Genomic DNA, 25478 nt, shown 5'->3' on the forward strand with positions numbered 1-25478 from the left:
TTATGGGAACCTCTATTACCTCTTGGGAAAATGTCTCAGCGTATTTTACCTTTGCTGATAATCCACTTGCCCTGATGTTATTCAGCCTAGGTGTGGCAGGCATCGTGGTAGGTCTGATTCGCTTTATTATGAAGCACGAAGCAGAAGCATTTGATAATCACAAGTAAGCAAAACACGTTCAATAAATGACGTTAACAAGTCGGCGTTGATATGAGCCAATAATACCTGACTCATTATTAAGCCGATAACAAAAAAGGCCTGATATTCCATCGAATATCAGGCCTTTTCGTTTAAACCATTAGCGGCTTAACCTAACCATTTACGACCGTTTTGGAACAAACGCAGCCAAGGTGCTTGCTCATCCCAGTCAGTTGGGTGCCAGCTATGCTGAACCGTACGATAAACACGCTCTGGGTGAGGCATCATAATGGTCACACGGCCATCTTCAGACGTTAATCCAGTGATACCTTGTGCAGAACCGTTCGGATTGAACGGATAACGCTCCGTCGCTTGGCCGTAGTTATCTACGTATTGCAGTGCCACTTGTTGATTGGCTTGCAGCAGCGCTTGATGTGCTTCATCACGGTATTCTGTTTGACCTTCACCGTGTGCCACAGCGATTGGCAAACGAGAACCTTCCATACCTGCCAACAGAATGGAGTTGGATTTTTGCACTTCCACTTGCACCAAACGCGCCTCAAATTGCGCTGATTGGTTACGGACAAATTTCGGCCAATTCTGCGCACCCGGAATCAGTTCGTGTAAGTTAGACAACATCTGACAACCGTTACATACCCCTAAACTGAAGGTATCTTGGCGATTAAAGAAAGCTTCAAACTGGTCGCGAGCACGAGCATTGAAAAGAATCGACTTCGCCCAACCTTCACCTGCACCCAGCACGTCACCGTACGAGAAGCCACCACAAGCAACCAAACCATGGAATTCGGCTAAATCAATTCGACCTGACAACACATCACTCATGTGAACATCAACAGGGGTAAAGCCGGATTTATGGAAAGCCGCCGCCATTTCTACTTGACCGTTGACACCTTGTTCACGCAACACAGCCATACGAGGCTTCACGCCTGTGGCAATGAAAGGCGCCGCCATGTCTTCATTGTGGTCAAAGGTCACCTTAGCAGACAGGCCAGGGTCTTTAGCATCCAACAGATTGTCGAACTCTTGTTGTGCTAATTCTGGGTTATCACGCATCGCCTGAATACGATAACTGGTTTCTGACCAGACTCGTTGCCAGTTAATACGAGTTTCTTCTAACAATGTTTCACCGGCCAAACGCACACGAATTTGATCATCGCCCGATAGCGTGGCAATCGGTGCAACCGCTACGCCTACCTTGGCATAAGCCGCCACAACCGCATCAACATCCGCTTGATTGACTTGAACCACTGCACCCAACTCTTCATTGAATAAGGCTGGCGCGACTTGCTCTGCAGAGTTAACCACGGCATCTAAATCAATGTTCAATCCTAAATGGCTAGCAAAAGACATTTCCGTCAAGGTTGCGAACACACCACCGTCAGAACGGTCATGGTAAGCCAACAATTTACCTTCTGCGTTTAACGCTTGCGTGGTGTCGAAGAAGCCAGCCAGTGCGGCCGCATCATCCACATCTGGAGCCTGTTGACCTAACTTGTTGTATACCTGAGCAATAACAGAACCGCCTAGGCGATTTTTACCAGCACCTAAGTCAATCAATAAAAGCTGTGTGTCGGCTTTATTTTGCAATTCTGGCGTTAAGGTTTTACGAGCATCGGCAACCGGCGCAAACGCCGAAATCACCAAAGACAATGGCGACGTGACGGCTTTTTCTTGCTCGCCTTCCTTCCAAACTGTTTTCATCGACATGGAATCTTTACCCACTGGGATTGCAATATCCAATGCCGGACACAGTTCCATACCAACGGCTTTAACCGTTTGATAAAGTTTTTCGTCTTCCCCTTCATGACCTGCTGCGGCCATCCAGTTTGCTGACAACTTGATCTGGTTACGCTGAGTAATCTGCGCCGCCGCTAAGTTAGTCAAAGCTTCACCAACCGCCATACGACCAGACGCTGGCGCATCCAATAGAGCAACAGGTGTACGCTCACCCATAGTCATGGCTTCGCCTGTGTAGCTGTCTAGAGAAGACGTAGTGACTGCCACATCGGCGACTGGCACTTGCCAAGGACCGACCATTTGATCACGCGCCACCATACCCGTAATGGTACGATCACCAATGGTAATCAGGAAGTTTTTACTCGCCACTGTCGGCAAACTCAATACACGCTTCGCCGCATCCGCTAAATCCACGCCCATTGCGGTGAAGTCATCACCCGCAATGACGGCTTTGGTAGCTTCACGATGCATCTTTGGCGGCTTGCCAAACAGCACAGACATTGGAAGATCTACAGGTTTGTTACCAAAATGGCCATCTTCTACCTGCAAATGCATTTCTTCTTTGGCTTCACCCACAATGGCAAACGGACAACGCTCACGCTCACAGATCTCACGGAACTCATCCACTCGATCCGAGGATACCGCCATAACGTAACGTTCTTGTGACTCGTTACACCAGATCTCCAAAGGCGACATACCAGGCTCATCATTTAAGATCTTACGAAGGTCGAACGTACCGCCACGTTCACCGTCCTTGACTAGTTCAGGCAAGGCATTTGATAGACCGCCCGCACCCACATCATGGATAAAGCTGATTGGGTTCTTATCCCCTAGTTGCCAGCAACGGTCGATGACTTCCTGACAACGACGCTCCATTTCCGGGTTACCACGCTGTACGGAAGCAAAGTCCAAGTCTTCGTTACCATCAGACGAGGCCATAGAAGACGCGGCACCGCCCCCTAGTCCAATCAACATCGCCGGTCCACCAAGCACGATAAGCTTAGCTCCTACCTTGATTTCATCTTTTTCGACGTGTTCACGGCGAATGTTACCAAGACCACCAGCCAGCATGATTGGCTTGTGATAACCACGTACTTCTTCTTGTGAAGCACCTTGGATTTTTTGTTCGTAAGTTCGGAAATAACCCAATAGGTTTGGACGCCCGAATTCATTATTAAACGCCGCGCCACCAATTGGACCTTCGATCATAATATCCAATGGCGTGACGATACGGGCAGGTTTGCCGTAATGGCTTTCCCATGGTTGCTCGTAACCTGGAATTTTAAGATCAGATACGGTGTAACCGCTCAACCCGGCTTTGGGTTTTGAGCCAATACCCGTCGCCCCTTCATCACGAATTTCACCACCAGAACCAGTTGCTGCACCAGAGAAGGGTGAGATCGCCGTTGGGTGGTTATGGGTTTCCACTTTCATCAAGATATCGATGTTTTCTTGACTAAAATCGTATTCACGAGAATCTGGAGAAGGGAAGAAACGACCCGCATGATGACCTTCCATCACCGCGGCATTGTCTTTATAAGCAGACAAGGTGCCATGAGGATTATGTTCATGGGTGTTTTTAATCATCTTAAACAAAGAGCGCTCTTGCTCTTCGCCATCAATGGTCCAAGACGCATTAAAAATTTTATGACGGCAGTGTTCTGAGTTTGCTTGGGCAAACATCATCAATTCAACGTCAATTGGGTTACGCCCCAAAGCGACAAATGATTCAACCAAATAATCAATTTCATCGTCAGCTAATGCCAGTCCTAAGCTTTGGTTTGCCTCAACCAAAGCGGCACGGCCACCACCTAACACATCAACACTGGTCATTGGAGCCGGTTCTGCATGTGAGAACATTTGCGCAGCGTCGCTCAATGCCGGGAGCACGCTTTCTGTCATACGATCATGCAACATGGCCGATAACAAGTCCAACTCTTCTAACGTCAGCGGTTGGCTACTGTGAATAAAATATTCAACACCACGCTCAACACGAGACACAGCGGCCAAACCACAGTTATGAAGAATATCCGTTGCTTTAGAAGACCAAGGAGAGATAGTGCCCAAACGAGGGACAACTAAAACGCTCTGATCAGACGATTGAATGTCTGCCGATTTAGGGCCGTATTCAAGTGCTCGTTGTAAAACAACCTCTTGTTCAGACGTAAGAGACTGATCATCAGCCAGTTCAACAAAATGAATAAACTGAGCATCAACGTCGGTAACAGACGGAACAGATGCAGTCATATTCGCTAATAACTTTGCCTTACGAAACGCTGATAGCGCTGCGGAACCATGCAGGGTTAGCATGTTGGTTATTGCCTCATTTGTAGTTTTGGGGGAAATGGTGCGGGTATTTTAAATCAATGAGGCAAATAGAGGCCAGCAGAGTCTGACTTTTCTGCAAAAAAAGGGGCAAATTAATTAGGAAATGGGAGGATTTGACAAGTCTTTGAGCTTTTTCTTTTGTGCCCGACGATACTGAAAAAATCGCGTCAGCTGTTCTGACGCCACTTCGGCCAACACCCCACCCTCAGCAGTCACAGAGTGATTCAAAAAAGGCGCATCAAAAAACCGCCCTTGGCTCTCCACAACGCCACTTTTAGGCTCTGTTGTCGCATAGACAACACGACCTATACGAGCATGAATAATGGCCCCAGCACACATGGAACAAGGCTCAAGAGTGACATAAAGAGTGGCATCTGGAAGGCGATAATTGCCTACGAGCTGACAAGCATCTCGAATCGCTTGAATTTCAGCATGAGCCGTCGGATCGCATTTCGAAATAGGCGAATTATAGCCTTCTCCGATCACCTTGCCATTTTGCACAATAATGGCACCAACTGGAATTTCGCTTTCGCCTGCGGCCTTTTCTGCTTGCTTAAGCGCCAACGCCATCCAGTCTTCTTCTGTCATCATTGATCTACCTCAATTGGTGTGCATTGCGTTTTACTCATTCTTCACCCAAACTCAATGAAAACCTATCAGTCGTACAAGGAGATAGCTAGAATGCAAACCGTCGCAGATTTAATGGTTACTAAGCTGATTACATTGAGAGAGAACGACTCTCTGGCGACCGCCAAAACCATCATGCAGGAAAAGAACATTCGCAACATTCCCATCACCAATGACAAGAATGAATGCGTCGGCATATTAACTCAACGGGAATACTTGCGTCATGCCTTCCACCTTGTCAGCCAATTTGGCACTCAACAACTGTCCAAAAAAGAACAACAAACACCTATTTCCAACGCCATGAACAAGGACATTTTAACCATCAGCCCAGAAATGCCGCTCGACACAGCGGCCGAATTCTTCATTGACAATAAGTATGGCTGTTTACCAGTGCTAGAAGACGACAAACTGGTGGGTATTTTAACCCCAGTCGACTTTGTCAAACTGGCTCATAAAATGCTAAACAGCTAATGGCCCACAGCCTGCTCATTAATGTCTTTTTGAACGGGCTGAGTCACACTATTTTCCACTTGAACATCCATCGCTTGTAAACCGAAATCTGTTTTCGTTAATACAAAGCTCACACTTTGCCCCTTCTTAAGGGTTTTATGTCCAGTGCAAGAAATGGATTTATAATGTACAAACACGTCGGCATCCGCTTCTCGTTTAATAAAGCCGATGCCCTTCGCATCATTAAACCACTTAACACTTCCCGTCAGTCGTTGCATTTAGATCGCCTCTTTTTTTATTTTTATTAAAGTAAGCGCGAAGTCAGGACACCGGCCCTGACCTCTCATTTTTATAGTGATTCTATGCTGGCTTTTTGATCTTCTAACTTACTGACCGCCAACTTAAGGTCATCACATTTCGCTCTTTCTTTTGCGACAACCGCTTCAGGAGCCTTCGCCACAAAACTCTCATTCGACAACTTACCTTCAATACGCTGTAGGTCTTTAGATGCCTTATCAATTTCTTTTTGCAAACGTGCAAGCTCCGCATCTTTATCGATCAGACCTGCCATCGGCACCAAGACTTCCATATCACCCACTAAGGCAGTGGCCGACATCGGCGCTTCGTCGCCTGCATTCAACCAAGTCACTGACTCAAGTTTCGCTAATTTTTGCAAGAAGGTCAGGTTCGCTTCTAAGCGCGCTTTATCCTGCTCAGATCCATTACGGAATAACACGGTTAACGGTTTAGAAGGCGCAATGTCCATTTCGCCACGGATGTTACGAACGCCAAGAATAACCCCTTTAAGCCACTCCACATCCGCTTCGGCTTGCGCATCTTTTTTCGCATCTTCCGCTTCAGGGTATTGCGCCAACATAATGGTGTCACCTTCAACACCTGCAAGCGGTGCGATGCGCTGCCAGATTTCTTCCGTTAGGAATGGCATCATTGGATGCGCCAAACGCAAGAAAGATTCCAACACACGAACCAAGGTGCGACGCGTACCAGTCAATTGAGCCCCAGTAGCATTCTCATCCCATAGTACCGGCTTAGACAATTCCAAGTACCAGTCACAGTATTCGTGCCACATGAACTCATACAAAGCTTGTGCTGCGAGGTCATAGCGATGTGTTTCAAAGGCACGATTGACCGCATCTTCGGCATGCTGTAAGCGTGAGATAATCCATTTATCCGCCAGCGACAACTCAACCTCTACGCCATTTTGTCCACAATCTTGTTCTTCTGTGTTCATCAACACATAACGTGTGGCGTTCCAGATTTTGTTACAGAAATTGCGGTAGCCTTCCAAACGGTTTAGATCAAACTTGATGTCACGACCACCAGATGCCAATGAACATAAGGTGAAACGCAAGGCATCTGTACCGTAAGCCTGGATTCCTTCTGGGTAAGTCTCACGGGTATTTTTTTCCACTTTTTCGGCCAAACGAGGCTGCATCATGCCGTACGTACGTTTTGCCACCAAAGAGTCGATGTCGATACCGTTAATCAAATCCAATGGATCAATCACGTTACCCTTGGATTTCGACATCTTGTCGCCGCGCTCATCACGAATCAAGCCAGTAATGTAAACAGTTTTGAACGGCACTTTATTGGTGAACTTCAAGGTCATCATGATCATTCTGGCTACCCAGAAGAAAATAATGTCAAAGCCGGTTACCAAGACATCAGACTCACTGAAGTCCATAAAGTCTTGTGTTTCTTCCGGCCAACCTTGCGTCGCGAAGGTCCATAATGCGGATGAGAACCAAGTGTCTAAAACATCTTCGTCTTGTGTTAATTCAAGATCGGCTGCCAAACCGTATTTGGCACGTACACTTGCTTCGTCTTTACCAACATATACTTTGCCGTCGGCATCGTACCAAGCAGGGATTTGGTGTCCCCACCACAACTGACGAGAGATACACCAGTCTTGCAGATCTCGCATCCAAGCAAAGTAGGTATTTTCCCACTGCTTAGGCACAAATTGAATGTCGCCATTTTCAACCGCTTCAATGGCAGGCTTGGCTAGACTTTCTACTGCCACATACCACTGTTGTGTCAAATAAGGTTCGATAATGGTGTTACCGCGCTCACCACGAGGCACTTTGAGTTTGTGATCCGCAACTTTCTCTAATAGGCCCAGCGCATCAAAATCGGCCACCACGGCTTTACGAGCATCGAAACGATCCATGCCACGGTATTTTTCCGGTGCATTGTCGTTGATGGCGGCGTCATCATTGAAAATATTGATCAACGGCATGTCATGGCGCTTACCCACTTCATAATCGTTAAAATCGTGAGCTGGGGTAATTTTCACACACCCTGTACCAAATTCTTTGTCTACGTATTCATCAGCGATAATAGGAATACGTCGCCCTACTAGAGGCAACTCTATTTCTTTACCAACCAATGAAGCAAAACGCTCATCATCAGGCGCGACCGCCACACAAGTATCACCAAACATGGTTTCTGGACGCGTTGTCGCAACCACAATATGATCTTTACCATCAGAGGTTTTAACGCCATCCGCTAGTGGGTAACGGAAGTACCACATGAAGCCGTTTTCTTCTTCCGAGATGACTTCAAGGTCAGAGATTGCTGTATGTAAAACTGGGTCCCAGTTAACCAGACGTTGACCACGGTAAATAATGTCTTCGTCAAACAAACGGACAAACACTTCCTGTACCGCTGCCGACATGCCAGGGTCCATCGTAAAGCGCTCTTTATCCCAAGCGACAGAGTCACCTAACACACGCATTTGGTCAGAAATGGTGCCGCCAGATTGGCCTTTCCACTCCCAAACCTTGTCTAGAAATTTTGCACGACCCAAGTCATGACGAGTGACATTTTGTGCCGCTAATTGACGCTCAACCACCATCTGAGTCGCGATGCCGGCATGGTCACAACCTGGTTGCCATAATGTACGACTGCCCTTCATACGTTCACGACGAATCATGGCATCCATCAAGCTATGCTGGAAAGCATGCCCCATATGCAGACTACCCGTGACGTTTGGCGGAGGAATCATGATCGAAAAAGGAGTGCCGTTGCCTTGAGGTGAAAAATAGCCACTCTCTTCCCAACGTTTATAAATAGGCTGTTCGATACTTTGAGGTTGGTAAGTTTTTTCCATTATGGTGTCTTAAAGCTCTTTGTAATGTCGCGGTCAAAATTAATGGGGTGGAATTATACCCTGTCATAGCCAGATAAAGAACTATAGGGTTTGGTTTCAATAAACATCCTACGAAAACAGCGTAATAACTTAGTTTTCGTTTTTCGACTCAGTGGTCTGCATGACCTGAATCACTTCGGCCACCAATTCAGGCAAGCGCTTCTGCAAGACTGAAGTAATAGCCTGTTCTAATGCTTCTCGTGAGGCGTAATTGGAAACAGTAGCCTCAACCGAAGACTCAACTTGCTCAGTGACATCCTCTACGGAATGCACAAAATGCTCTTCCTGACTCACGCCATCTTCTTCTGAGTCTGGGTCCGTCACGACATCCATTAGAATAGGTATGTCGTCCTGATTACGCAGCGCAGAAATCAGCGTTTCTTCATCCGGCTCATGAGTTTCTTCATTTTGATTCGTCGCAAGATCTGACATATAAAACCAATCGTTGAAATGCTAAATGAAATTGTTTGTGACCATATCAAACAGGCCACACAATCTCTCCACTTTCGCATTGAAGACCTCAAAAGTCTAGTCTGCCAAACACACAAACAACCAATGCAAACTGCTCATTTGAAAACTAAAATCTTGATTCCTAATAGGTTTATCAAAAAAAAGCGGCGATAAAAATATCGCCGCTTTATGATCATTAAAGCCTAGGTTTTTCTCTAGCAGAGAAAGTCGCTTAAGCCTTGCTAAGCAAGTAGCGCGTCAACAAGGCAACAGGGCGACCACTTGCCCCTTTATTTGCGCCACCCGACCAAGCTGTGCCAGCAATATCTAAGTGTGCCCAAGGGTAAGATTCCGTAAAGCGAGATAAGAAGCAAGCCGCCGTTACAGAACCGGCTTCAGGACCACCGATGTTGGCAATATCAGCGAAGTTACTGTCTAACTGCTGCTGATATTCTTCATCCAAAGGCATCTGCCAAAGTTTATCGGCGGACACTTTTCCAGCCGTTTTCAACTCAGCGGCTAACGCCTCATTGTTTGCATACATACCAGAATTCACACTACCCAAAGCCACCACACAAGCACCTGTTAGAGTAGCAATGTCGACAACGGACTTAGGCTCAAAGCGTTCGATGTAAGACAAAGCATCACACAACACCAAACGACCTTCCGCATCGGTGTTTAGAATTTCTACGGTTTTGCCAGACATGGTCTTCACAATGTCACCCGGCTTAGTCGCATGACCACTTGGCATGTTTTCCGCCGCCGCAATGACCGCGGTAAAGTTCATTTTAGGCTTCAATTCACAAATGGCTTTCATGGTGCCAAAGACACTTGCTGCGCCACACATGTCGTACTTCATCTCATCCATTTTCGAACCAGGTTTCAATGAAATACCACCCGTATCAAAGGTAATACCTTTACCCAATAAAACATGAGGAGCATCGCCTTCTTCACCACCACGGTAATGCATGACAATCAAGTAGCTCGGTTGATCACTGCCACGACCAACAGACAGCATACAGTGCATACCCAGCTCATCCATCTTAGTTTCATCCAACAACTCAACGTCGATAGAGAAGTCTTCTGCTAATTGCTGCGCTTTCGAAGCAAGGTAACTTGGCGTACATACATTGCCTGGCAAATTGCCTAGCTGACGCGCAAAAGCGGAACCACTTGCGGTGGCTTTACCAATTGCCAATGCGGATTCATCGCTACCTTGAAGTAATAGGGTCTCCACTTTTGTGGCTTTTTCAGCATCGTCTTGTTTGAAACCAATAAAGCTGTAGAAACCTTCGTTCAACCACTGCGCTACCAAGGCAATGATTTCTGACTCCGAACGGTCTTTCATGACCAAACCTTGGTTTGCCACAGCGACGTTCGCGAACGGCAGACCTTTAATTTGTGCCGCCACTGCCGCCACCACTTTACGCGACTGCATATCACTTAAAGCATCGCCTTTACCGACGCCGACCAACAATACGGCTTGCGCAAAATCTTGACTTAAAGAAGGCAGCAATAAAGTCTGTGCAACCCCCCCTTTGAAAACACCGGTTTCACGCAATTGAGAAATGTGCCCAGCGGCATTTTCATCCACCCAAGCGGTCGACTCAGGCAAGTCACCTTCACTTGGTACAAACACGACCAACAAATCTGCCTCTACATTAGGCAGGCGATCAAATAACGCCATATTCATGAAAGAACCCTCAATAAAATAACTTTAAAAAAATACTGGATAATGTCCTTCTTACCACGAGATAATGGGGGCTTTAGATGTGTAATCAACTCTCGGCTTAGAAGCATTAATCATCAGAGGTGACTTTGAGACTATTCAGATACTTAGCGAAAGAAGTGCTGGTGTCAACTGCTGGCGTCACGCTAATTTTATTATTAGTGATTTTGAGCGGGCGTTTTTCCTATTACTTAGGGCGCATTGCGGAAGGCAAAATGACCTTCGAATTTCTCTTTGTTATCTTGGGATATCACATTCCCAGTTTTGTACAAATGATCATTCCATTAGCCTTTTTTCTTTCTCTTCTGCTCGCGTTTGGTCGCTTGTACATTGAAAATGAAATGTCGATTTTATTCTCCAGTGGCATCAGTAAAGTCAAGCTAGCAGGTTACACTCTCGGCATTGCCTTTCTAATCAGCCTTTTCAGTGCCACCATCAATCTTTGGCTCGCACCAGCCAGTGAATATAAAGCCGCCGAAGCCTCAGAACAGCAGAATCAGCTCTCTACTTTTGACTTTTTGATTCCAGGACGTTTTGAAGGCAGCGGACAACGCACCACTTATGTCGACAGTTTCACGCCGGAAGAAGGTTGGATGAATAACCTTTTCATCTCGGATGTTATTCGTAAAAAAGGGCAAAACATTCCAGTGCAAACCTTTGCCGCGAATGCCGAACAGATTCGCATCAGTGATAGGGGCGATCAAAATTACCTTGTCTTTAAAGATGGCACTCGCTACGAAGGCCAGCCCGGCACCGCAGAATATCGTGTGACGCAGTTTGATACTTATGCCATCAGAATGGAAAATCAGGCCAGCGATCCCATCGACGATCCTTTCACTCAAAGCACACTTACTTTGCTTAACAGTGATCGTAAAATTGACAAAATTGAACTGCAGTGGCGTTTATCCCTCGTCATTATCATTCCAATTCTGGCCATCATTGGTTTGTCTCTGAGTCAGGTAAACCCGAGACAAGGTCGCTTCTTTAAAATGCTGCCCGCCATTCTTATTATGATTCTCTATCTCGCACTACTGATATGGGGTCGCACAGGACTGGAAAAAGGCAAGCTACCAATGCAATACGGATTATGGTGGATTCATGGCATCTTCTTACTCTTGGCCGGGTTACTGTTTGCCCAGTACAACCAAGTATTTCATCGCCGCAAAGCACGCTTACCAAGCACCACAGAGGTTGAACAGTAAGTCATGAGTAAAATAGACAAGTACATTGCCAGTAGTGTGTTGTGGGCATTTTTGATAGTGGTTCTGGTGTTACTCGGGCTCGACTTTGCATTAACCTTTATTGAGCAAATTAAAAAAGTTAACGAGCACTATACCGTCGCGTCTTTGCTGCAAGTTATTCTCTTTCGTTTACCGGGAAAATTCGCTGAATACGTTCCTATTGCCTCTCTGATTGGCACCCTGATGGGATTAGGAACCCTGGCCGCGACATCTGAACTGACCGTCATGAGAGCCGCGGGCATGCCCATTTGGCGTATCGGATTTGCGGCCTGCCAGCCGATTTTATTGGTGTCTCTAATTGGCCTTGGTGTGTCTGAATTTGTGTCGCCAGTCAGCGAGCAAAAAGCCAATCTCATTGAAAAATTCCGCAATCAAAAAAGTGGCGAGTTTTCTCTTACGGGTGGCGTGTGGCTAAAAGCAGACAATCGCTTTATCTACATAGATGCGGCGGACAACACCGGCAAACTGTATGGCATTGAGATTTTTGAGCCACAAGGTCAACAACTAAAAAGTGTTACAAAAGCCGCAACGGCAACCTATGTGGACGATTCCCTATGGCAACTGAATCAAGTATCGGAAACCCTCTTTTACTCTGATCGGATCGATATAACACAAGCTAAAACTCAAGACTGGCATATGAGCATCAAACCAGAACACCTCTATCTGGCGTCTCAAGACCCTGAAACCCTGTCTTTGAGTCAATCTATCAGCTATCAAAATTATTTAAGCCAACAAAATTTGGATGCGTCACAATACGAACTGGAGTTCTGGATTACCATATTAAGACCCATTGCCGCGATGGCTTTGGTACTCGTCGCGTTATCCAGTGTCTTTGGGCCACTGAGATCCTCCACCATGGGAGGCCGCATCTTCTCTGGCGTGTTGATTGGCTTAGCGTTTCAGAATGCGCTTAACCTATTTGGACGCATGAGTGTCGCCGTAGATTTTCCACCCGCCATTGGTGTGAGCATTCCTATTGCCATTTGCCTTTGCGCAGGCATCTTCTTAATGAAAAGAAGAGGTTAACCCTCTCTCCTCAAACGGAATCAATGGAATGATTTATTGATGAAGCGCTCAATTCGAGACAAGGCCTCCAATAAATCCACTTCATCACAAGCGTAAGCAAAGCGTACATAAAGATTGGCGTCTTTGCTGCCAAAATCGGCTCCTGGGGTCAATGCTACATATTCCGTTTCCAACAATGCCAAACACCAAGCCATGGCATCTTGAGTCACACTGGAGACATCAACATAGACATAAAACGCCCCCTGAGCTGGCGAGGTGACAGGTAAACCAAGTCTTTCAAGCCCCTCTAATAGAACCAAACGACGAGCGTTCAGCGTTTGACGACGTTGCTCACATTCGTCCAATACATCTTGACCAAACGCTCGTATTGCCGCGTATTGAGACACACTGGGAGCTGAAATAAACAAATTTTGCGCCAACTTTGTGGCTCCTTCGACAGCCCACTCAGGTACCACCAACCACCCTAGACGCCAGCCAGTCATGGCAAAATATTTTGAGAAACTGTTAATCACAAACACATCGTCGGCAATGGATAACGCGGAAAAATCATCCCCTTCGTACACCAAGCCTTGATAAATCTCATCCACCAATAAATGCCCACCTAAACGACGCACTGTGTCATACATAGATTCCACATAAGATCGACTAAGCACCGCTCCGGTTGGGTTGGAAGGCGAGGCCAACCATACGCCTGACGTGTTTGCTTGCCATGCGGCTTCAACCGCTTCTGGGGTCATGGCAAAAGCCTCTTCGGCCCGCGTCTCTAGCAACCTCGCCTGTGCACCGACCTGCATCACAAAGTGTCGATTACATGGGTAACAAGGGTCAGGCATCAACACCTCATCGCCAACATCCACCATCAAAGAAGCCATTAACAGTAACGCCCCTGAAGCACCGGGAGTCACTATTATTCGCTCTGCAGACACATCGACCTGATATCGCAAAGCATAATAATGGCTAATCGCCCGCTTGAGTTCTGGCAACCCAGTGGCCGCAGTGTAACCGGTCTGATGCTGCGAGATTGCCTGTATACCTGCCTGCTCAACTTGAGCGACAGCCGAGAAATCTGGCTCACCTATTTCCAAATGGATAACGGGCTTTCCTTCTGCTTCTAATGCCTTGGCTTTTTCCAGCACCGCCATCACTTGAAAAGGGGAAATTTGCTCAACTCGAGCCGCCATTTTAAGCTGTTTCATCCGGAGTTCTCTGCCTAATTGAAAAAAAACGTGATATTTTGCGCAAAAAAAGTGGTGAACAACCGAATAATCTGGTAAGTTTCCGGCCGAAAAATAAACCACCTAATTTTATTGGTTACAGGTTATCACAACGGATACCTGCGAAGTGAGGCAATGCATATGCCAAATATGAACCCAGATTCATTAATGAAAGACTTCACCCCTTATGTAGCTAAGGAAGGCGAAGAATACATGAACGAGAACCAGTTGGCGCATTTTAAAAGCATCCTACTCAACTGGAAACAAAACTTAATGGAAGAAGTGGATCGCACTGTTCACCATCTGAAAGAAGAAGCGGTAAACTACGCAGATCCAAATGACCGAGCTAGCCAAGAAGAAGAGTTTAGCCTTGAATTGCGCGCCCGTGATCGTGAGCGTAAATTGGTCAAGAAAATCTCTCAAACCATCGAGCTAATCGACAATGACGATTACGGTTTTTGTGAAGAGTGCGGTATCGAAATCGGTATTCGTCGCTTAGAAGCTCGCCCAACGGCGACCATGTGCATTGACTGTAAAACACTTGCTGAAATCAAAGAGAAGCAAGTCGGCGGTTAATCCGTGACACGTCGCTATATAGGCCGGTTTGCACCATCGCCAACCGGTCCGCTTCATTTCGGCTCACTGGTCAGTGCTTTAGCGAGCTATCTGGAAGCCAAACAACGACAAGGCAAATGGCTTATTCGCATTGAAGATGTGGATGGTACACGCTGCAAGCCCATATTTGCCGAACAAATTCTTACCACCCTGCAAAGCTATCAGCTGGTTCCTGATGACAAAGTCGAAGTACAAAGCCAACACCACCAATCTTATCAAGATCATTTAGAGCAACTAAAGCAGCAAGGACAACTCTTCCCTTGCAATTGCACTCGCCAGTCCCTGCAAACATTCCAAGGCCGACACCCACACATTTGCGATAGTCATACGGACACCCCGCATTCTTGGCGGTTAAAAAGCAGTGAACTGGTTTATCAATATTATGATCCCATCCAGGGGACGCTCACGTTTACCGATGATCTCAGACACACCTGCCCTGTTTTAAAACGGAAAGATGGCTACTTTTCCTATCAATTAGCCGTGGTAGTGGATGATCATAGACAACACATCACCCACCTTGTTCGTGGTGCCGACCTAATCGAAACCACCGCCCAACAACTGCATCTGTATTCACTGTTTAACTGGACGCCACCAGAACTTTGCCACATTCCTCTCATCGTGAATCAGAGAGGTGACAAGATCAGTAAGCAGAATCACGCTAAAGCTATTGTCGATGGCGATATCACCACCTTATTGTGTGCCTTGAAGTACCTTGGACTGCAGATTCAAGCCTCAAACATTCAAGCAGCCTTAGACCAAGCCATCAAATCATGGGACATAAAACGCCTACAGGGACAAAGTACTCTGCCGATCCAATCGCAAGACTGGCACCTTATTCAATAACCCTTCTCTATTCCAACCTCTCTTCATCCGTGTGTATAATCGTTACATTGGTTACAAGAGGTGACATCACATGCACAGCATTATGATTATCTGCCCCGACAACTCCCTGTTAAAAGAGTCGGAAAGATGGCTATCGAAATACGGTTTTCAAATTAACACCAGCCAATCTTTTGAGCAGGCCAACAAATATTATGACCTCTCAGCATTCGACTTAATGCTCGTGGATCAAGCGGCCATCGAATCATTAGAGCACCCCGCTAGCGAGATTCCAGAAACGCCAAAACACATTGTACTAGATGCCAAACCCAGCCTAAGCACTGGGGTAAACAGCATGGCCGAGGGTGCGGTTTATTATTTGCCCTTACCCACAGACACAGAAACGCTACTCAAACATGTCGTCAATACGCTGGAACAAGGTGATCAAGAAAAAACCACCCCAACCTCTGACACGCTATCATCAAAACCAGTCTTGTTTGCGGCCAGTGAACGCGAAGAAGCCCTTCCTCTTGGCACACCTGGTAGTGGCATCATTGGCCAATGCCCACCTATGCTGGAGTTATTCAGTGACATGAGAAAAGTGGCCGCAACGGACGTCACCGTATTGATAAGAGGCGAGTCAGGGACAGGTAAAGAGCTTGTTGCCAAAGCACTCCACAATCTAAGCCAACGACACGACCACCCTATCATCAGCGTCAACTGCGCCGCCATCCCTGAAAACTTAATAGAATCAGAGCTTTTCGGCCATGAAAAAGGCGCTTTCACCGGGGCTACCACGGCGCATGACGGTCTGATCGTAGCGGCAGACAAAGGCACTTTATTTCTGGATGAAATTGGCGAGCTTCCCCTTGAGGCACAAGCCAGATTACTCAGGGTATTACAAGAAGGTGAGATTCGTCGTGTCGGTGCCACACAATCCACTCACGTAAACATTCGCCTCATTACAGCAACCCATAGAAACCTCTTTGAAATGGTCAAAAACGGTCAATTTCGAGAGGATTTATACTATCGCTTGTACGTCATGGAATTGCTGTTACCGCCGTTACGCGATCGCGGTGAAGACATCTCTATATTGGCGAAAGCTTTATTAGAAAAAACCTGTTTAAAGCATCATCGCCCACCCGTTCCCTACAGCAAAACATTCGACAAAGCGATTCGCTCACATGACTGGCCAGGTAATGTTCGAGAGTTGGAAAACGCCATAGAGCGAGCCATCATACTTAGCCCTATGGATAGAGTGGAAGCAGCCAATCTCAAATTGGCTAGCCAACATCATACCAAAGGGAAAAGCTCGCCAATCTCGACCGAGAGTGACATGAATGCCACACTTCCAGAAGGCACCACCCTTGACGATTACTTTAAACACTTTGTGCTCACGCACCAGCACAAGATGACAGAAACCCAGCTTGCACATTCGTTGGGCATATCACGTAAAAGTTTATGGGAAAGAAGACAAAAGCTCGCAATACCCAAAAAAGTAACAACCGAAAAGTAACACTTGATACCAAAATACCCAAAAAAAGAGAAAGATATTGTAAAAAAAGTGTACAATATTTTACTAAAAACCAATAAAATCAGTGTATTATGTTTTTTGGCACAACTAATGCCTTATATATGGCACAACGATAATAAGATTGACCAAGAATAAAAATAAGTTAATCGTCGTATGTTAGGTTCTTAAAAATAAAAATAATAATTAGGAACACCGTGGCCTCTTCAAATAAAAATAAAATTTGAGGCCATGGATGGAAAATCGCTTTGGATAATTGATTTTTTTAGATATACAAGCCCTCGGGCGATGAAAACAATGCAAAAATAAAAATAAGACCCAAGTAGAACTGCAGAAGCAGCACTGACTTTGTTTTCGGAACTAGTATCTTCATGTATCCAAAGCGATTATTTTATTTCTTAATCCATCTCTTAGATTCCCGATCTTCACCAATTTCACTGAAACTGCCTCATAAATCGTGTAACTTTTCGCCATCACGTGTAGAATGCCATTTTCGTTAACTTTTAAATTTGTTGTCTAATGCTTACAGGATTCAAATCTCTGGTACGTAAAGCCTCTTCTGTGTTCACTCCTAATAAAACACAGACTTACCCCATTATCATACCTCGTAAACAACACAGTCTTTCAAGACAGGACATGAGTCCAAATGCTGTTAAGGTTTTATATCGTCTTAATAAAGCAGGTTACGATGCTTATTTGGTGGGCGGCTGCATACGAGATCACTTGATAAACATAGAACCCAAAGACTTTGACGTCGTCACCAATGCCACACCCGAAGAAGTTCATGCCATCTTTTCTAACTCTCGATTGATCGGTCGACGCTTTCGCTTAGTACACGTCACTTTTGGTCGAGAAATTATTGAAGTCTCTACCTTTCGAGCTAATACAGCACAAGAAGAGACACCAACCCCCAGTGCTACACAAACATCACTGAAAAACAAAGATTCAGCACGCTCTACTCATGGCATCATTCTGCGCGACAACGTTTATGGCAGCATAGAAGAAGACGCAGAGCGCCGTGACTTCACCTTCAACGCTCTTTATTACAATGTTCAAGACTTTAGCATTCACGATTATTGCGGTGGTCTTGCTGACATTAAAAACAAACAAATTCGCATCATCGGGGATCCTAGGCAACGCTATCAAGAAGACCCTGTGCGTATGCTTCGAGCGATTCGCTTTGCTGGTAAGCTTGGTTTCAACATTGAAGCCAGCACAGCAGCGCCTATTAAAGAGATGGCGCATTTACTGGATCACATCCCACCCGCACGCCTATTTGAAGAGGTACTGAAATTACTGGGCAGCGGCAACGGCATTAAAACCTTTGCGCTACTGCGAGAATTTGGCCTGTTTCGTTACTTATTTCCAGACACAGATGCATTACTACAAAGTGGCTGGAAACGGGATGACATTGACCCTGAAGCTTTCATTCTACGCGGCTTAAAAAATACTGACGACCGCATTCAAAGCGGTAAAAGTACCGCACCTTATTTTTTATACGCCATTTTACTGTGGCCAAGTGTTGTCTTAAGACACGAAGAATTTCAGGCGCAAGGCATGCCCGTTACACCTGCACTGCATCAAGCCGCCAACATGGTGCTTGATAATCAAGTCGCGTCAACGGCAATTCCACGTCGATTCTCAACGCCAATGCGTGAAATTTGGGACATGCAACTTAGACTACCGAAGCGTTATGGCAAACGCGCCTTCCAACAATTAGAGCACCCAAGATTTCGTGCTGGCTTTGATTTCTTACTCATTCGCGAACAAAGCGGCACTGAGCTGAACGACCTTGGCGCTTGGTGGGAAGCATTCCAGCATAGCAACGAGAATCAGCAACGAGAACTTATCAAACAAATTGACAGTCGCTCGAATAATGAAGGGCCAAAAAAACGTCGTCCTCGTCGACGCCGTAAAAGCAACGCCCCACAAAGAGACAGTTCAACCGATTCATAAGAGACAGGCCGATGATGACAGCTTACATTGGTCTTGGCAGTAATCTTGATCAGCCTCTTGAGCAGATTCGCCAAGCCATTCAAACTCTTGCCACAGAGCCGAGTTTGATTCATTTTAGAATCTCTAAACTCTACGCTAGCAAACCGGTTGGCCCACAAGATCAGCCAGATTATGTGAATGCGGTTGCGTCATTCGAAACCTCATTATCTGGCATCGAATTATTAGATTTACTGCAAGCCATCGAACAAGATCATCATCGGCGTCGCGAACGTCACTGGGGACCGCGCACCTTAGATTTAGATCTGTTATTGTATGGCCAAGAGCAGATTGATTTACCAAGATTGACCGTGCCACACCCTTTTATGCTTGAGCGAGGTTTTGTCATCCAACCTCTTCATGATCTTGCTCCCGATATGCTCTTGGTAAATGGCAAAACCGTTACTGAGCAGTTACACCAACTTGATACCAGCGACTTGGTTATTATCACAGAAGAATAAGATATGTATTCAGACAACTCACAGAAAAAACTGACCAAACCCGTTACTTTGTCGACACTCAAAAAAATGAAAATCGACAAAGAAAAAATCACCTGCCTAACCTCATATGATGCCTCTTTCACGAACGTCATGAATGCGGCTGGCGTTGAAACCATCCTTGTGGGTGATTCACTTGGCATGGTCGTTCAAGGTAAAGACAGCACCTTACCCGTTACCATCGAAGAAATGTGCTATCACACTGCAGCAGTAAAACGAGGCAACACGAATGCCTTCATTATGTCAGACATGTCTTTCATGAGTTACAGCAAGCCAGAACAGGCATTAGACAATGCCGCCAAGCTGATGCAGGCTGGGGCAAACATGGTTAAGCTAGAAGGTGGCAGCTGGCTGGCTGATACCATAAAACTGTTAAGCCAACGCGGCATTCCAGTTTGCGCTCATTTAGGTTTAACACCGCAATCTGTTCATAAGCTAGGTGGCTATAAAGTACAGGGCAAAAGCCAAGACGCCGCTGAACTGTTACTCCAAGAGTCGTTGGATTTAGTGGAATCAGGCGCTGATATTTTATTGTATGAATGCATCCCCACTGAACTTGGCAAAAGCTTAACTGAAGCCGTTCCCGTTCCGACCATCGGCATTGGCGCTGGTCATCATACAGACGGTCAGGTGTTAGTCATGCATGACATGCTGGGCATTAATCTTGGTCATGTGCCACGTTTTGTTAAAAACTTCTTAGTGGATGGTCGTAATGTAAGCCAGGCCTTTGAAGCCTATGTAGACGAAGTAAAAAGTGCCAGTTTCCCTGGTCCAGAACACGGATTCCAATAATGCAGACGTTTCATACCATAGCTGAATTACGAGCAGCACTTAAAACCTTACGCCTTCAAGATAAAAGCATCGCTTTTGTTCCGACGATGGGCAATCTACACGATGGCCACATGTCATTAATTCGTCGCGCTTCACAAGAAGCAGACATTGTTGTGTCATCCATTTTCGTCAACCCAATGCAGTTTTCCGCCAACGAAGATTTAGAACGTTATCCGAAAACCTTAGAGGAAGACAAAAAGGTACTCAAAGCCAACGGTTGTGATTATGTTTTCGCTCCCGATGCCTTGGAAATGTACCCAGATGGCAAACGCAGTCAGACACAGATTGAAGTCGTTGGCCTATCTGACATACTTTGCGGCGCGTCTCGCCCTGGTCATTTTGTTGGCGTCGCCACCGTGGTCACGAAATTATTCAACATAGTGCAACCTGATTGCGCTATTTTTGGAAATAAAGATTTCCAACAATTGAAAGTCATCGAAGACATGACACGAGATCTCAGCTCCAATGTCCGAATTATAGGGATAGACACCGCCCGAAATGAAGATGGTTTAGCAATGAGTTCTCGCAACGGCTATTTAACAGAACAAGAACGAGACATTGCACCGACAATGTACAAAACATTGCTCTGGGCAAAAGAACAGCTCTTAGCAAACAGCGCGAGTCACGAGGACATCCGCGAACAAGCTCAACAGAAGCTTGAAGCGGCCGGTTTCCGTCGTGATTATTTTGAAATCCGCGCGCAAGATAATTTACAAATGCCAACAGAGGAAGAGAAGTGCTTGGTCATATTGGCTGCAGCACATCTAGGGAGCGCACGTCTTATTGACAACCTGCGCGTCGACCTTGGGTAAGTTGAGCCATTAAGCTCACCCCCATAACCTAATTCACTTTCAAACACGAGGGAGATTGTAATGCGTTCACCCACTGAATTTTCTGCCTGGAAGAAACTCGCAGAACATCAACAGGAAATAGCCTCTGTTGATATGACATCACTTTTCCAGACCGACCCTAAACGTGCTGACAAATATCAAGCACAAGCGGCTGGCTGGACCCTTGATTACGCCAAAAACCGTGCGAATGACACCACCCTGTCTTTATTGACTGAACTGGTCACTGAAGCCGGCATGAAAGACGCCATTGATGGCATGTTTAGCGGCGCTCACATTAACAATACGGAAGATCGCTCAGTACTGCATATCGCCTTGCGTGCCAGCCAAGCACAAGACAGTCTTATGGTCGATGGTGTCAACGTGCTTGCGGAAGTTCGTGCCACACTAAAGCAGATGGAACAATTTGTTGCGCAACTGCACAGTGGTGAGTGGCAAGGCTACACCGGAAAAACCATCACCGACGTTGTATCAATCGGCATTGGCGGCTCTTACCTTGGCCCTAAAGTCGTTGCTGAAGCGCTGACACCCTACAAAAAAGACGGCATTAAAGTTCACTTCGTTGCCAACATTGATGGCTCTGACATCACAGGTAAACTGAAGCAACTGAATCCTGAAACCACAGTATTTGTGGTGTCATCAAAAACCTTCGGGACACTGGAAACCCTATCGAATGCCAATGCGGCTCGCGACTGGTTCCTAAGCAATGGCGGTTCGCAAGACAACGTCAGCAAACACTTCGCTGCCGTTAGCTCAAACGTTAAGAAAGCCGTTGATTTTGGCATGGCTGAAGAAAACATTTTCCCAATGTGGGATTGGGTTGGCGGACGTTACTCTCTTTGGTCGGCGATTGGTTTACCGGTAGCCATTGCGGTTGGCATGGATAACTTCTACGAATTGCTAGACGGCGCTCACCAAATGGATGAGCATTTCCGCACAGCACCGTTAGAAGAAAACCTGCCCGTTATTATGGGTGCCTTAGGCGTGTGGTACATCAACTTCCACAATGCACAAACCCATGCCTTGATTCCTTACGATCATTACCTACGCGCCATGCCTGCTCACATTCAGCAGCTCGACATGGAAAGTAATGGTAAAGCGAATCTATTGAATGGTGACGGCGTAGAAACCGACACAGGACCAATCATTTGGGGGGGCGCTGGTACCAACGGCCAACATGCTTACCACCAATTGTTGCACCAAGGTACTCGTCTTGTTCCTGTTGACTTCATCGCACCATTAACCAGCCACAATCCAATTGCTGAACACCACACGCACTTGTTCGCGAACTGCCTAAGTCAGTCGCAAGCGCTAATGGTGGGCAAAACCCTTGAACAAGCTCAACAAGAGCTAAAAGAGGCCGGAGCAACCGACGAACAAATCGCCAAGATTGCACCGCACAAGGTCATCAAGGGCAATCGTCCAAGCAACACCCTATTAACCGACAAGATGACACCAGCGACCGTTGGTGCGTTAATTGCTCTTTACGAGCACCGCACCTTTGTTCAAGGTACCATTTGGGGGATTAACTCATTCGATCAATGGGGTGTTGAACTGGGTAAAGTGTTGGGCACAGACATCTATAATCGCTTAGTCAGCGACAGCGACAACAGCGCACTGGATGCGTCTACCCAAGCACTGATCACAGCATTTAAGAAGGCTCAAGCTTAATAGAAAGTGGACAGCTAATGCGATTTAAAAACACCAGCCTCGGCTGGTGTTTTTGTTTAATCCCTCCCCTTCTCTTCAAGGGGAGGGATTATTGAAAGCGAAGCTTTCATGTAAGTCGTGCCTTCAGGCCAACAACCTCTCCACATGACATCATCAGCCCGATACAGACTTTTGTACATGACATCAAGCCAAGCGGCGTCTCTCTTCGCTTTTCAATTCTAGTTAAAACCACCCAACTCATCGAAACGCCACTCGGTTTTTGAATGACGCAAAGTTAAAATGCCTTTCCGTAGACCCCTTATTTAGCATAAATTTATCCACGCCTTGCTAGGACAGTATATGCGTAATCAGATAATTAGCAGTCTGTATAAAGAATTTCTAGAAGGCTTAGCTGACCTTAATCAGATACAACAAATAGTGAATCGTGCCTTTGAAAGAGAATTTACAACTCTTGAAAATTATAATGATTCAACAAAAACAATCGATATCGTTACCCAAGAAGCTTATGCTTTTGATAACCCCTTTACTGGAAAGCTTGAAAAATATGCATTTCGCGACACCACAATAGAAAACTTAAAGCAGCTGACTTTTTGGCACAAAAACAGTCAATACTGTTGGTTACTTATGAGCGCTTATGAAAAATTCGAGAGTTTTATTAAATCAGCATACAAAGAATTAACAGGAGAAGATCCTAGTGATTTAAAAAAATGCTAGCTCGACTTTCAGATACCTTTCCTAATATTAAGGATGCCGAAAGTAAAAATGCTTTTAACATCAACTTACGTATCGCTGTTCTCTTGGTTGAGAAATGCGTCACGCAATTACTCACAATCAGGGTATTATTCTCGACCTTCCACAATTCATAAAAAAGTGATCAATGCCTCAGGGATAGGTAACAATAAAGAGGAGCACGAAGAATTTATATCTCAATTCATTTTTAAAAATAAAGTTTGCATATTAGAGCTCCCTGCAACTGGCACCTCAAGACTTAGCAGAACTCACTATATATATAGAATTTTAGTTGGCTATCTCATTTCATATACGTACCTAGTAAAAAACGGAACAAACTAATCTACCTGAATCAAAGCGTAAAAATTGGAGGAGCAGACTCCTTCACCCCAACTCCACCCCATACCTTGCATTCCTGCCACCGCCCTCTAGACGGTACAAGCAGCCTTTTTCAACCAAATCAGCGAGGTCTCGGGTGGCGGTGGCTTTGGAGCTTCTGGTAATGCTGATGTATTTTTTGGCGCTGAGTCCGCCTTCAAAGCCATCCGACCCTGCGTTAAAGAGTTTACTAAGCACTTTCTTTTGACGTTCATTCAGTTCGGTGTGTCGATGTTTTTCCCAGAATTTCGCTTTTTTCAATACAAAGTCGACTTTCTGAGCGGCTTCTTTTTGTGCCAACAGAACCGAGTCGACAAACCATTTTACCCAGTCGGTAATATCTAAATTAAATTGGCTGGCTTTGTTTAGTCCATCGTAATAGGCGTTTTTATCTTTCTCGATTATTGTCGACAAGCTTAACAATGGAGGCCGGTTAAGGTCTTGCGCCAAGGCCATTTCGGCAATTGCTCGCCCGACTCGGCCGTTGCCATCGTCAAATGGATGGATGGTTTCAAACCACAAATGCGCGATAGCCGAGCGAACAGGCCCAGCAAGAAGGATATCTCGCTCTGCTTTTAATGGGTTAGAACGATTAAACCAATCTAGAAATCGGTTTATTTCTGTATCGACTTGATGAGCTGGCGGCGCTTCATAATGGACTTTTTCATAGCCAATGGGGCCTGAAACAATTTGCATAAGTTCTTCAGAATCTCGCCATTGGCCAACCTTTAGGTTGCGAGGCAGCAGACTGTTCTCTGGTTGTGGAAGAACTCGTTGATGCCAATGAAACAAAGTCGCTTTTGTGAGTTCATCAGCAAAGCTATTACGCACGTCGACCATCAAGGCAGCCATGCCTTCTGCTCGTGGATCGGCGACTCGCGTTGGTGGATTACTCAAGCCTAAGAAGTTTTTGATAGAAGAGCGTACGTCTTCTCGATCCAAACGCTCGCCTTCTATCTGGCTTGTGTTTATGGCTTCGCTCACCATGAGGTCGATATATGCATCGTACTGCAACGTATTTTCAAGCTGACTCATACCTCCAGACAAACGACCAGCCTCTAACGCATACCAATACAAAGCGTCTCGGCATTGAGTTTCGTCAAAGGTAAAGTTTGGCCAATCAGGGTGTTGCCAACTGTATTTCATAGCATGAACCGATTAAGTAAATTATTCGGCTCATAATATCATTATTTTATGAGCCGAATTAACTTATTATTCGGCTCATGCCTTTTTATTTAATCGCCAGCGGAAATCATCAAGATACAACGCCTGACTTTTCAGTACGACTCTTTCACTTAATCGAGGAGAACATAAAATGACTCAAGCAAACAGAAACATCGTTGACGATTCGTTATCACTCTCAATGAACGAACATAGAGCTTGTCGAAAAGCTACTTGAAAACTTAAATACACCGAATGCTGAGCTAAACGCGA

Annotated in this window: 21 protein-coding genes; 13 read left to right on the forward strand and 8 right to left on the reverse strand. The window is 45.8% G+C overall.

The window, feature by feature from the left end; genetic code table 11:
• Nucleotides 1-2: 2 nt before the first annotated feature.
• On the forward strand, nucleotides 3-167 hold the full coding sequence (locus tag ACHUFM_RS13340) for a hypothetical protein (protein WP_181799770.1): 165 nt from the start codon (nucleotides 3-5) through the stop codon (nucleotides 165-167).
• Between the two features lie 139 nt (nucleotides 168-306).
• Here the strand turns inward: ACHUFM_RS13340 and purL are convergent, their stop codons facing one another.
• Nucleotides 307-4206 carry a phosphoribosylformylglycinamidine synthase gene (purL, locus tag ACHUFM_RS13345; RefSeq protein WP_394182708.1) on the reverse strand — a complete coding sequence of 1300 codons (3900 nt, stop codon included), beginning with the start codon at nucleotides 4204-4206 and terminating at the stop codon, nucleotides 307-309.
• Between the two features lie 114 nt (nucleotides 4207-4320).
• The gene (gene tadA, locus ACHUFM_RS13350; protein WP_394182839.1) at nucleotides 4321-4812 is read right to left on the reverse strand and encodes a tRNA adenosine(34) deaminase TadA; all 492 of its coding nucleotides are present in this window, start codon (nucleotides 4810-4812) and stop codon (nucleotides 4321-4323) included.
• Nucleotides 4813-4905: 93 nt separating this feature from the next.
• Here tadA and ACHUFM_RS13355 point away from each other — a divergent pair, with 93 nt between their 5' ends.
• A complete protein-coding gene (locus ACHUFM_RS13355; protein WP_394182709.1) occupies nucleotides 4906-5322 on the forward strand; it encodes a CBS domain-containing protein in 417 nt (138 codons plus the stop codon).
• Here ACHUFM_RS13355 and ACHUFM_RS13360 read toward each other — a convergent pair.
• The 4 genes from ACHUFM_RS13360 to ACHUFM_RS13375 all read right to left on the reverse strand — a co-directional run bounded on the left by ACHUFM_RS13360 (nucleotide 5319) and on the right by ACHUFM_RS13375 (nucleotide 10616).
• Nucleotides 5319-5579, reverse strand: coding sequence for a cold-shock protein (locus tag ACHUFM_RS13360; RefSeq protein WP_394182710.1), 261 nt, complete (start codon nucleotides 5577-5579; stop codon nucleotides 5319-5321). The two genes, ACHUFM_RS13355 and ACHUFM_RS13360, sit on opposite strands and share 4 nt — an antisense overlap.
• A 71-nt stretch (nucleotides 5580-5650) precedes the next feature.
• Nucleotides 5651-8434 (reverse strand): valine--tRNA ligase, encoded by a 2784-nt coding sequence (locus tag ACHUFM_RS13365; RefSeq protein ID WP_394182711.1) that lies wholly within the window; start codon nucleotides 8432-8434, stop codon nucleotides 5651-5653.
• 129 nt (nucleotides 8435-8563) lie between these two features.
• Entirely contained in the window at nucleotides 8564-8905 is a 342-nt protein-coding gene (locus tag ACHUFM_RS13370) for a hypothetical protein (RefSeq protein WP_394182712.1), read from the reverse strand.
• Nucleotides 8906-9155: 250 nt separating this feature from the next.
• Nucleotides 9156-10616 carry a leucyl aminopeptidase gene (locus tag ACHUFM_RS13375; protein WP_394182713.1) on the reverse strand — a complete coding sequence of 487 codons (1461 nt, stop codon included), beginning with the start codon at nucleotides 10614-10616 and terminating at the stop codon, nucleotides 9156-9158.
• Nucleotides 10617-10735: 119 nt separating this feature from the next.
• On the opposite strand from ACHUFM_RS13375, the gene lptF reads away from it, so the two are divergent.
• Entirely contained in the window at nucleotides 10736-11854 is a 1119-nt protein-coding gene (lptF, locus tag ACHUFM_RS13380; protein ID WP_394182714.1) for an LPS export ABC transporter permease LptF, read from the forward strand.
• 3 nt (nucleotides 11855-11857) lie between these two features.
• Nucleotides 11858-12919 (forward strand): LPS export ABC transporter permease LptG, encoded by a 1062-nt coding sequence (lptG, locus tag ACHUFM_RS13385; RefSeq protein WP_394182715.1) that lies wholly within the window; start codon nucleotides 11858-11860, stop codon nucleotides 12917-12919.
• 20 nt (nucleotides 12920-12939) lie between these two features.
• Here lptG and ACHUFM_RS13390 read toward each other — a convergent pair whose 3' ends face one another.
• Nucleotides 12940-14115, reverse strand: coding sequence for an aminotransferase class I/II-fold pyridoxal phosphate-dependent enzyme (locus tag ACHUFM_RS13390; protein ID WP_394182716.1), 1176 nt, complete (start codon nucleotides 14113-14115; stop codon nucleotides 12940-12942).
• Between the two features lie 159 nt (nucleotides 14116-14274).
• Between ACHUFM_RS13390 and dksA the strand changes: the two genes are divergently transcribed.
• The 9 genes from dksA to ACHUFM_RS13435 all read left to right on the forward strand — a co-directional run bounded on the left by dksA (nucleotide 14275) and on the right by ACHUFM_RS13435 (nucleotide 23651).
• Nucleotides 14275-14709: an RNA polymerase-binding protein DksA gene (gene dksA / locus ACHUFM_RS13395; protein ID WP_013794852.1), complete on the forward strand. Its 435-nt coding sequence runs from the start codon at nucleotides 14275-14277 to the stop codon at nucleotides 14707-14709.
• A 3-nt stretch (nucleotides 14710-14712) separates the two neighbouring features.
• On the forward strand, nucleotides 14713-15591 hold the full coding sequence (gluQRS, locus tag ACHUFM_RS13400; protein ID WP_394182717.1) for a tRNA glutamyl-Q(34) synthetase GluQRS: 879 nt from the start codon (nucleotides 14713-14715) through the stop codon (nucleotides 15589-15591).
• A gap of 70 nt (nucleotides 15592-15661) precedes the next feature.
• Entirely contained in the window at nucleotides 15662-17083 is a 1422-nt protein-coding gene (locus ACHUFM_RS13405) for a sigma-54-dependent transcriptional regulator (protein WP_394182718.1), read from the forward strand.
• Nucleotides 17084-17617: 534 nt separating this feature from the next.
• On the forward strand, nucleotides 17618-19054 hold the full coding sequence (gene pcnB, locus ACHUFM_RS13410) for a polynucleotide adenylyltransferase PcnB (protein WP_394182719.1): 1437 nt from the start codon (nucleotides 17618-17620) through the stop codon (nucleotides 19052-19054).
• Between the two features lie 14 nt (nucleotides 19055-19068).
• The gene (folK, locus tag ACHUFM_RS13415) at nucleotides 19069-19551 is read left to right on the forward strand and encodes a 2-amino-4-hydroxy-6-hydroxymethyldihydropteridine diphosphokinase (protein ID WP_394182841.1); all 483 of its coding nucleotides are present in this window, start codon (nucleotides 19069-19071) and stop codon (nucleotides 19549-19551) included.
• 3 nt (nucleotides 19552-19554) lie between these two features.
• On the forward strand, nucleotides 19555-20379 hold the full coding sequence (gene panB, locus ACHUFM_RS13420; protein WP_394182720.1) for a 3-methyl-2-oxobutanoate hydroxymethyltransferase: 825 nt from the start codon (nucleotides 19555-19557) through the stop codon (nucleotides 20377-20379).
• A complete protein-coding gene (gene panC / locus ACHUFM_RS13425) occupies nucleotides 20379-21230 on the forward strand; it encodes a pantoate--beta-alanine ligase (protein ID WP_394182721.1) in 852 nt (283 codons plus the stop codon). The genes panB and panC overlap by 1 nt, the downstream gene beginning before the upstream one ends.
• A gap of 60 nt (nucleotides 21231-21290) precedes the next feature.
• Nucleotides 21291-22937 (forward strand): glucose-6-phosphate isomerase, encoded by a 1647-nt coding sequence (gene pgi, locus ACHUFM_RS13430; RefSeq protein ID WP_394182722.1) that lies wholly within the window; start codon nucleotides 21291-21293, stop codon nucleotides 22935-22937.
• Between the two features lie 339 nt (nucleotides 22938-23276).
• Nucleotides 23277-23651: a hypothetical protein gene (locus ACHUFM_RS13435; protein ID WP_394182723.1), complete on the forward strand. Its 375-nt coding sequence runs from the start codon at nucleotides 23277-23279 to the stop codon at nucleotides 23649-23651.
• A 399-nt stretch (nucleotides 23652-24050) separates the two neighbouring features.
• Here ACHUFM_RS13435 and ACHUFM_RS13440 read toward each other — a convergent pair whose 3' ends face one another.
• A complete protein-coding gene (locus ACHUFM_RS13440; protein ID WP_394182724.1) occupies nucleotides 24051-25190 on the reverse strand; it encodes a Fic family protein in 1140 nt (379 codons plus the stop codon).
• Between the last annotated feature and the right edge of the window lie 288 nt (nucleotides 25191-25478).

The organism is Marinomonas posidonica (assembly GCF_043643765.1).
Lineage (GTDB): Bacteria > Pseudomonadota > Gammaproteobacteria > Pseudomonadales > Marinomonadaceae > Marinomonas > Marinomonas posidonica_A.